Source organism: Neisseria sp. Marseille-Q2251, from assembly GCF_940793045.1.
Lineage (GTDB): Bacteria > Pseudomonadota > Gammaproteobacteria > Burkholderiales > Neisseriaceae > Neisseria.
On record NZ_CALNWV010000026.1, the window covers coordinates 24,888 to 34,071 of the forward strand.

The following is a 9,184-nucleotide window of genomic DNA, read 5'->3' on the forward strand; positions in this document are numbered from 1 at the left end:
GTTTTTTTATGAGCAAATATACATTACACTTCAAATACCAAGCCGTACTTCACTACCTGCATATACGCAGCCAACAGCGTACTGCAGACCACTACGGCATCTCCCGAACCCACCTGCGGCGATGGATACGTGCCTATCAAGAAGGCGGCATCGGCGCACTCGAACATCCCCAATCCAAAACCATGACCGACCACCGCAAAAACCCCTTCATCGCCGACAAACCCGACAACGAAAAAACACAGGCAGAGCTTATCGAAGAGTTGTGCTATATGCGCGCAAAGGTCGCCTACCTAAAGGAGTTAAAAGCCCTCAGCCAAAAGCGGACCGAAAAGGACAAAGCCAAACCGTCCAAGCACTGAGGGCGCAACACCCGCTCAAATACCTGCTGCACATCGCAAACCTGCCCAAAAGCAGCTTTTACTACCACCATCAAGACCGACCCGACCCCGACGCAGCCGACAAAGCCCTTATCGCCGAAATCTACGAACGGCATAAAGGGCGATACGGACAAAGGCGCATTGCCGCAGCATTGGATTGGAACCGCAAAAAAGCAGCTCGGTTGATGAAACAGATGGGGCTGAAAGCCAAAATACGGGCGAAAAAAGCCTACCGCCATCCCGCCATGGGCGAGATATCGGAACACCTCCTCAAACGCCGGTTCAAAGCCCGAAAGCCCAACGAAAAATGGCTGACCGACGTGACCGAACTCAAAGGAAAGGACGGCAAACTGTACCTCTCGCCAATCTTGGACTTGTTCAACCGAGAAATCGTCGCCTACGCCATGAGCCGCAATGCTAACAGCGAAATGGTGAAGGAAATGCTCGAAAAAGCCGCCCCCCGTCTGACTGATAAGGGAACGATGCTGCATTCCGACCAAGGTGTGCTGTACCGTACGGCGGGGTATAGGGAATTGCTTGCGGAGCATTCCATGGTTCAAAGCATGTCGCGTAAGGCGAACTGCTGGGACAATGCGCCGATGGAAAGCTTCTTTGCGGTGTTGAAGACGGAGTGTTTCTATAACGCAGGTGAATTGACGGTGGACGAATTGATGAAGCAGATAGATGACTATATGGATTACTACAACCGGGAGCGTTGCAGTTTGAAATTGAAAAAGCTGAGTCCTGTCGCATACAGAACCCAGCTTGCACAGAGCGCCTGAATAGGCTTTTATGAGTGTCCAAGATTTGGGGGCCAGTTCAAACCCTGTTTCAAGTTTTCAGACGACCTTTTTCAACCTGGCATCAAGTCATTAGGACTCGACGGGGATGATGCCGATTTTTGCCTGCCATTTGCGCGGGGCGGTGGCGTGGATGGACTCGCCCTTGCTGTCCACGGCGACGGTTACGGGCATGTCTTTGACTTCAAACTCGTAAACCGCTTCCATGCCCAATTCGGGGAACGCCAAGACTTTGGAAGATTTGATGGCTTTTGCCACGAGGTATGCCGCGCCGCCGACTGCCATGAGGTACACGGCTTTGTTGTTGGCGATGGCTTCGCAGGTGGCTGCGCCGCGCTCGGATTTGCCGATCATGCCCAAGAGGCCGGTTTGTTCGAGCATTTGGCGGGTGAATTTGTCCATGCGGGTGGCGGTGGTCGGACCTGCCGGGCCGACTACTTCGTCGCCGACCGGATCGACGGGGCCGACGTAGTAAATCAGGCGGTTGGTGAAATCGACAGGCAACTCTTCGCCTTTGTCGAGCATATCGACGAGGCGTTTGTGCGCAGCATCTCGGCCGGTGAGGATTTTGCCGTTCAGCAGCAATACGTCGCCGGTTTTCCAGCCGGAAACTTCTTCTTTGGTCAGTTTGTCGACATCGATGCGTTTGCCGTTGTCGGGGCTGTAAGTCAAATCGGGCCAGTCTTCAACGCGCGGCGGGGTCAGTTCGACCGGACCGGAGCCGTCCAATTCGAATTCGACGTGGCGGGTGGCGGCGCAGTTCGGAATCATGGCAATCGGTTTGGATGCGGCATGGGTCGGGTAATCGAGGATTTTGACGTCCAATACGGTGGTCAGTCCGCCCAAACCTTGTGCGCCGATGCCCAGCGCGTTGACTTTTTCAAAGAGTTCGAGGCGCAGGGCTTCGGTGGTGGACAATTCTGCACCTGACGCGGCTTTTTCCTGCAACTCTTGAATGTCGATGTGGCTCATCAGGGATTCTTTTGCCATCAGCACGGCTTTTTCGGGCGTACCGCCGATACCGATGCCCAAGATGCCGGGAGGACACCAGCCCGCGCCCATGGTCGGGATGGTTTTCAATACCCAATCGACGATGTTGTCGGAAGGATTGAGCATGGCGAGTTTGGATTTGTTTTCAGAGCCGCCGCCTTTTGCCGCGCAGGTTACTTCGACTTTGTCGCCCGGTACGATGCTCATGTGGATGACGGCGGGGGTGTTGTCTTTGGTGTTTTGGCGTTTGCCGGCAGGATCGGCGAGGACGGACGCGCGCAGGGTGTTGCCTTCCCAAGTGTAGGCGCGGCGCACGCCTTCGTTAACCATCTCTTCCACGCTCATATCCGCATCCCATTGGACGTTCATGCCGACTTTGAGAAAGACGGTTGCGATACCGGTATCTTGGCAGATGGGTCGGTTGTTTTCCGCACACATACGGCTGTTGACCAAAATCTGCGTCATCGCGTCTTTGGCGGCGGGATTTTCTTCCTTCTGCCACGCCTTATAGAGCGCGTCGATGTAGTCTTTCGGATGGTAATAGCTGATGAATTGGAAGGCATCGCAGATACTTTGGATAAAGTCTTCTTGCTTGATGACGGTCATGATTGTGTTCCTTTTCTCATGGTAGGGAGGGTTTGTTCACTTTTTATAGATGTCGTTTTCAGACGACCTTAATCGGTGTAATAGTGCTGTCAATCGCTATGGGCGACAATATAATTTTTATAATTAATTGATTCTTATAAAACTTAATAACCCATCATTCTACTCGGATGATGATAACGGATATTGTCGGCAATTTTCACTGATAGAAATAAAACTACAAGCAAAATGATAGTTCAAAGCGTAAGGGGTCGTCTGAAAACTTCGGTTTCACCGCCGCAATGAACCTTACTAATAACATGAATTTAAAAAGAAACAATTACTTTTCAGACGACCTATCCTTCTTTTTTCCACCATACACAAATGTAAAAGCCGTGTCATTCTACCCATGATGATTTTTGATAGAAGTCAAACTTAGTTATTTTTCTGAAATTTTATAACATCATTTTCATTTGCTTACACTTTGCAAATTTATCTAATAAATACATAGATATATACTTTCATATTAATTGCTTAATAATGATATTTACTCGTATCTCAAAACGGTCTTTAACTCTTATTCTTTTATCGTACGTCTATTTTATCTTACAAAATAACAAGATGGCGTAAAGGTCGTCTGAAAACTGCTGTTTTGTGCTCATAAACTGCCCCTATCCTACCTTCACAGCTCCGCCATCATCAAGAAATCCAAATTCTGATACACTGATAAAAGACATTCAGACATTGATTTATAAGATATTTCCCAAAAATATCCGCACTTCTAAAAAATTTGTAATAAAAATACACACATCCAATTTCCCCTATCTCATTCCACAGGACACTACCATGAGTGAAAACTTGTTAACCCTGACCATAGACGGCCACGAGGTCAAAGCCTCCGCCGACTCGTCAATCATTCAGGCCTATGCCCGTTCAGGCAGCGCGATTACTGCCAACGTCGGCTGTATGGGGCAAGGCGTGTGCGGTTCGTGCCGCTGCATGATCCGCAAGGAAGGCGAGCACGAGGTAACGACTGCATTGGCGTGTGAAACCAAAGTCGAAGAAGGGATGCAGGTCAGCTTCTTGGACTACTTCATTCCCGAGCATATCCAATATTACGACGTGAGCGAGGTCGGCGACGGCTGGAACTGGCTGGACGACACCGCCAAAGCCTTCCCCGAAGCGCAACACTGCCGTCATTGCGGCGGCTGCAACAGAGCCTGCCCCAAAGGTTTGGAAGTGGAAAACGGCGTAGCGCAAGTGGTATCGGGCGATTTCGGCGCGGCTGCGCTGACCTTTGATCAATGCGTGATGTGCAACCTCTGCACCCTTTCCTGCCCCGAACACATCCGTCCGAACCACTTAGGCTTGTTCGCCCGCCGTATGAAAGCGGCGCGCACGCTGCGTCCGGTGGATTTGATGCGCCGCCTGCAAGAAATCGACAGCGGCAAAATGAAAGTCAAATTTGAAGAGGAGGCAATGTGATGGCGAACGAAATCCAAGGCATAGACTACGAAACCGCCCTTGCCAACCTGCGCGCTTCCTCATTGGAACTGCGCGGCGACTTGCCGGAAAAAAACGAATTGTTGAGCCAGTTTCACCCCGACTATCAGGCAAATGCGCGCGTCAAACTGCCCATCGGTCCGAACACGGGCGATTACTGCCATCCTGATTTGGCGAAACTGCTGATCAGTCATCCCCTGATTGACGACTATGATTTGTCGGGCGCGGAACATTTGAACACTGACGTGCTGGTTATCGGCGGCGGCGGTGCGGGCGCGGCAGCTGCATTGTCTGCAACCGAAGCAGGCGCGCGCGTGATTATGGCGAACAAGCTGCGTATCGGCGACAGCAATACCGTGATGGCCGAAGGCGGCATTCAGGCGGCAGTCGGCGCGGAAGACAGCTTGCAGCAGCACTTTGACGACACCATCAAAGGCGGCCACAACGCAGGCAAAAAAGAATTGGTGGCGCAAATGGTTACCGACGCGCCGTCCGCCATCCGCTGGCTGATCGGCTTGGGCATGACTTTCGACCTTGCCAAAGGCGCGGACAGCAACGGCATGTTGAGCCGCAAACGTGCGGGCGGTACGACCGTGCCGCGCATTCTGAGCTACCGCGACTTCACAGGCCTCGAAATGATGCGCGTACTGCGCGAGGCGGTCGAACTCGACGAAAACATCACCCAGCTCAACCGCCACCCCGCCATCGAATTATTGTCGGACGAACACGGCCGCTGCGTCGGCGCGATTTTGTACGATTTGGAAAAACGCTCTTTGGTATTGGTTCACGCCAAAGCCGTGGTCTTGGCAACCGGCGGCAGCGGACGGCTGCATTTGCAGGGTTTCTCCACTTCCAACCACTACGGCGCAACCGCCGACGGTCTGGTGATGGCATACCGCATCGGCGCGAAACTGCGCGACATTGATTCCTTCCAATACCATCCGACCGGCGTCGCCCATCCGCCACACTTGGCGGGTGCGCTGATTTCCGAAGCCGTGCGTTCCGCAGGCACGAAACTGATCAACGGCTTGGGCGAGCGTTTCGTTGACGAATTGCAGCCGCGCGACGTCGTTGCCGCCGCCATTTTGCGAGAGTGCCGCGAAGGCCGCGGCGTGGTGCGCGACGGACAGGTCGGCGTGTTCCTCGACACCCCGCGCCTGATTGAAAACGATCCTGATGTGTTGAACCGTTTGGTTACGCTCGGCCACGTCGCCCACAAATGCGGCATCGACCCCGCCGTCGAACCCGTAATGATTCATCCGACCCTGCACTACCAAAACGGCGGCGTCGAAATCAACGGCGACGGCGCAACCTGCGTCGAAGGCCTCTATTGCGCCGGCGAAGTAACCGGCGGCATCCACGGCCGCAACCGCTTAATGGGCAACGCGCTTTTGGACATCATCAGCTTCGGCCGCCGCGCGGGTAAAGCCGCCGCCAATTGCGGCCTGCCGCTGAAAAAAGTACGCGGCGGTGTCGGACACGTCCACGATCTGCAACGCGAAATGACCCGCGCCGGACTGACCAGCGACATCAAAGCCCCCGTTTTATATCCCGACTACGGCAAATTCGATTTGCGCGAACACGCCGGTTTGCAGGAGCAACAATCATGAACCAAGCCAATCAAAACTTACTGCACCCGTCCCGCCAAGTCGGCGCGGATTTGGCCGCGTGGCGCAAAGTCGGCGGCGGCGAAGGCCTGCTGGCGGCGCTTGCCGATCCTCAAAGCATCGTTTCCAAGCTGCAAGACGCCAACCTCTGCGGCATGGGCGGAGCAGGTTTCCCGACCTGGCGCAAATGGGAGGCGGCCGTCGCCGCCCAAAGCAAACACGGCGACAAATACGTCGTCTGCAATGCCAACGAAGACGAACCGGGTACGTTTAAAGACCGCGTGTTGCTGGCGAAAACGCCGCACCAAGTTATCGAGGGCGTCCTGATTGCCGCCGTCGCCTGCCGCGCCAACAAAGCGATTCTGTACGTCAACCCGCACCAGACCGAATCCGTCGCCGCCATCGTACCCGCCATCGAGCAGTGGAAAAAAAGCGATTTGTTCATCCGCATCGAAAACTATCTGGGCAAACCTTTAGACCTGAAATTAGTCGAAACTTCAGGCCGCTACATCGGCGGCGAAGAAACCGCCGTGATTTCATGGTTGGAAGGCGGTTTCCCGTTCCCGCGCCGCAAGCCTCCGTTCCCCGCCGAAAGCGGCGTAGAGGGCGAACCGACCCTTATCAACAACACCGAAACCTTCGCCAACATCCCGCAAATCCTTGCCAAAGGCGCGGAATGGTACAAATCGCTGGGTTTGGGCGATGCCGCAGGCACGAAACTCTACTCGCTCTCTGGCGACGTATTGAATCCGGGCCTGTACGAACTGCCGATGGGCACGACCTTGCAATCGCTGATTTTCGACCACGGCGGCGGTATGCTCGAAGGGCGCACGTTTAAAGCCGTCTTCACCGGCGGCCCGTCAAACACGCTTCTGACTGCGAAAGATTTGGACGTGCCTTTGGACTTCGTGTCCGTGCGCGAACGCAAATCCAGCCTCGGCACGGGCGCGATGATTGTGATTTCCGAGGGAACAAGCGTGGTGCGCAAAGTGGCCGAGTATGTGGAATTTTTTGCGTCCAACTCATGCGGACAATGCCCGCCGTGCAAAGGCGGCACGTTCCAACTTTCACGCTTGCTCAACCGCGTGGATACCGGCATCGGCACTTCAGACGACCTCCGCGCCCTGCAAAGCCTGTGCCAACTGCTGCCCCGAAGCGGCCGCTGCGGCCTGATTGACGGCGCGGTTACCGTGTTGCAAAGCTCGCTGCGTACCTTCCCCGAAGAGTACGGCCTGCCGGCGGAGCAGGATTAATTCGATACAGGATTTCAGACGACCTTTTGTATTATGGGGGGTCGTCTGAAAAATACCTGTATGAACCAACATGATGAATTAGGGTTTAAGTATTTGTTGGGTTTCACAACCGAACCTGCTAAATCTGAGGTTTTACCCTCTCCCTAGCCCTCTCCCACGGGGAGAGGGAATGATGGTGCTGAAAATTGACCATTATCGGACTTTCTGCAATCTGTCCCCTCTCCCCGTGGGAGAGGGTTAGGGAGAGGGCAAAACGCAATAACCTTAAGAAAACGTCGTCTGAAAAAGATGGCAACAAAAAAATACGCATTACCCAAACACTCAAAAGAAAAACATAAAAAACAACTGCTGCCAAATACGTTTCAGACGACCTGTTCCCACCAAAATCAGGCACACGTCGTCTGAAACCCAATTTCCCCAATACCTCAAACTAGGAGACTCAACATGGGCTTCAAGCCAATTCCTGCTGCGGTTGCGCTCGCGCTGACGCTGATTATCTGGTTCGTCATACCCGTGCCGCAGGGCGTATCGCCCGACGCATGGCACCTTTTGGCGTTGTTCGTCGGCATCATCGCTGGCATCATCGGCAAAGCCATGCCCATCGGCTCAATGGCGATTTTAGGCATTACCTTGGTCGCGCTGACCGGCGTGACCAACGAAAAAGCCGCCGACGCAACCAAAGACGCTCTGAGCAGCCTCAACAACTCGTTAATCTGGATGATCGGTATCGCCATCATCATCTCACGCGGTTTGTTGAAAACCGGCTTGGGGATGCGTATCGGCTACCTTCTGATTTCCCTTTTCGGCAAACGCACGCTGGGCGTAGGTTACAGCTTGGCACTGGCCGACTTGGTCATCGGCCCGGTAACGCCGAGTAACACTGCGCGCGGCGGTGCCATCGTGCATCCGATTATGCGCTCCATCGCCCTGAGTTTCGATTCCGACCCCGAAAAAGGCACGGAAGGCAAAATCGGTAAATACCTCGCGCTGGTCAACTACCACGCCAACATCATCACCTGCTGCATCTTCGTTACCGCGACCGCACCCAATCCGCTGGTCGTCGAATTGGTCGCCAAAGCCACCGATTCGCAAATCCACCTCTCTTGGGGCACATGGTTCGCCGCCATGGTCGTCCCCGGCCTGATTGCCATGTTCCTGATGCCGCTGGTACTGTATTTCCTGTATCCGCCCGAAATCAAACAAACGCCTAACGCGACCGCCCTTGCCAAAGAAAAACTGAAAGAAATGGGCGCGATGAAGCGCGACGAAAAAATCATGCTCGGCATTTTCGTGATTCTGCTGCTTTTGTGGGCGGGCGTTCCCGAAATGCTGTTCGGCGTAAAAGTCGATGCCACCGCCACCACTTTCCTCGGCCTCTCCCTGTGTCTGCTCACCGGCGTACTGACTTGGGACGACGCGCTGAAAGAAAAAGGCGCGTGGGACACCATCGTCTGGTTTGCCGCATTGGTGATGATGGCGAACTTCCTCAACAAATTGGGACTGATTGCATGGCTGTCCGAATCCATGCAGGGCGGCATTTCCCATCTCGGCTTGGGCTGGGAAGCCGGTTGCGCCCTTCTGACGCTTGCCTACCTCTACGCCCACTACGTTTTCGCCAGCGGCACGGCACATGTTACCGCCATGTTCGGCGCCTTCTACGGCGCAGGTCTCGCCTTGGGCGCACCGCCGATGTTGTTCGCCCTGATTATGGCGTCCGCCACCGGCATCATGATGTCGCTGACCCACTATGCTTCAGGCTCGTCCCCCGTCATCTACGGCTCGAACTATGTCAGCATGACCGAATGGTGGAAAGCAGGCTTCATCATGAGCGTGGTCGAAATCCTGATTTTCGGCACCATCGGCATTATCTGGTGGAAAGTGCTGGGCTACTGGTAAACCCTGACGGATTCGCATTTGAAGTGCAACTTTCCATAACAGAAAAGGCCAGTATGCGGTAGCATACGGCCTTTCCTGCAAGAAAGATTGCCATGAGCTACACACAACTGACCCAAGACGAACGATACCACATCCAATACCTGTCCCGCCACTGCACCATCGCCGAAATCGCCAAA

Annotated in this window: 7 protein-coding genes; 6 read left to right on the forward strand and 1 reads right to left on the reverse strand. The window is 54.2% G+C overall.

The features are described from left to right. Positions 1-8: 8 nt before the first annotated feature. Together AAG834_RS09275 and AAG834_RS09280 are read left to right on the forward strand one after the other, a co-directional pair. Positions 9-359 (forward strand): helix-turn-helix domain-containing protein, encoded by a 351-nt coding sequence (locus AAG834_RS09275; RefSeq protein ID WP_244969462.1) that lies wholly within the window; start codon positions 9-11, stop codon positions 357-359. Beyond that, the gene (locus tag AAG834_RS09280; protein ID WP_342031950.1) at positions 263-1,159 is read left to right on the forward strand and encodes an IS3 family transposase; all 897 of its coding nucleotides are present in this window, start codon (positions 263-265) and stop codon (positions 1,157-1,159) included. The genes AAG834_RS09275 and AAG834_RS09280 overlap by 97 nt, the downstream gene beginning before the upstream one ends. A 90-nt stretch (positions 1,160-1,249) precedes the next feature. Here the strand turns inward: AAG834_RS09280 and AAG834_RS09285 are convergent, their stop codons facing one another. Next, positions 1,250-2,773, reverse strand: a complete 1,524-nt coding sequence (locus AAG834_RS09285) for a fumarate hydratase (RefSeq protein ID WP_342031951.1) — start codon at positions 2,771-2,773, stop codon at positions 1,250-1,252. 822 nt (positions 2,774-3,595) lie between these two features. On the opposite strand from AAG834_RS09285, the gene AAG834_RS09290 reads away from it, so the two are divergent. The 4 genes from AAG834_RS09290 (at position 3,596) to AAG834_RS09305 (ending at position 9,008) form a co-directional block, all read left to right on the forward strand. Beyond that, positions 3,596-4,234, forward strand: a complete 639-nt coding sequence (locus AAG834_RS09290) for a 2Fe-2S iron-sulfur cluster-binding protein (RefSeq protein ID WP_070512637.1) — start codon at positions 3,596-3,598, stop codon at positions 4,232-4,234. Next, positions 4,234-5,862 carry an FAD-binding protein gene (locus AAG834_RS09295; RefSeq protein ID WP_070512634.1) on the forward strand — a complete coding sequence of 543 codons (1,629 nt, stop codon included), beginning with the start codon at positions 4,234-4,236 and terminating at the stop codon, positions 5,860-5,862. Before AAG834_RS09290 ends, AAG834_RS09295 begins: the two co-directional genes overlap by 1 nt. Beyond that, the gene (locus AAG834_RS09300) at positions 5,859-7,112 is read left to right on the forward strand and encodes a complex I 51 kDa subunit family protein (protein ID WP_070512630.1); all 1,254 of its coding nucleotides are present in this window, start codon (positions 5,859-5,861) and stop codon (positions 7,110-7,112) included. The genes AAG834_RS09295 and AAG834_RS09300 overlap by 4 nt, the downstream gene beginning before the upstream one ends. A gap of 444 nt (positions 7,113-7,556) precedes the next feature. Beyond that, positions 7,557-9,008, forward strand: a complete 1,452-nt coding sequence (locus AAG834_RS09305; RefSeq protein ID WP_342031952.1) for a DASS family sodium-coupled anion symporter — start codon at positions 7,557-7,559, stop codon at positions 9,006-9,008. Positions 9,009-9,184: the final 176 nt, after the last annotated feature.

Excerpts from the sequence above, each read along its gene's own strand:
- AAG834_RS09275 (WP_244969462.1), top strand. The coding sequence starts at position 9 with ATGAGCAAATATACATTACACTTCAAATACCAAGCCGTACTTCACTAC.
- AAG834_RS09285 (WP_342031951.1), bottom strand. The coding sequence starts at position 2,773 with ATGACCGTCATCAAGCAAGAAGACTTTATCCAAAGTATCTGCGATGCC.
- AAG834_RS09290 (WP_070512637.1), top strand. The coding sequence starts at position 3,596 with ATGAGTGAAAACTTGTTAACCCTGACCATAGACGGCCACGAGGTCAAA.
- AAG834_RS09295 (WP_070512634.1), top strand. The coding sequence starts at position 4,234 with ATGGCGAACGAAATCCAAGGCATAGACTACGAAACCGCCCTTGCCAAC.
- AAG834_RS09300 (WP_070512630.1), top strand. The coding sequence starts at position 5,859 with ATGAACCAAGCCAATCAAAACTTACTGCACCCGTCCCGCCAAGTCGGC.
- AAG834_RS09305 (WP_342031952.1), top strand. The coding sequence starts at position 7,557 with ATGGGCTTCAAGCCAATTCCTGCTGCGGTTGCGCTCGCGCTGACGCTG.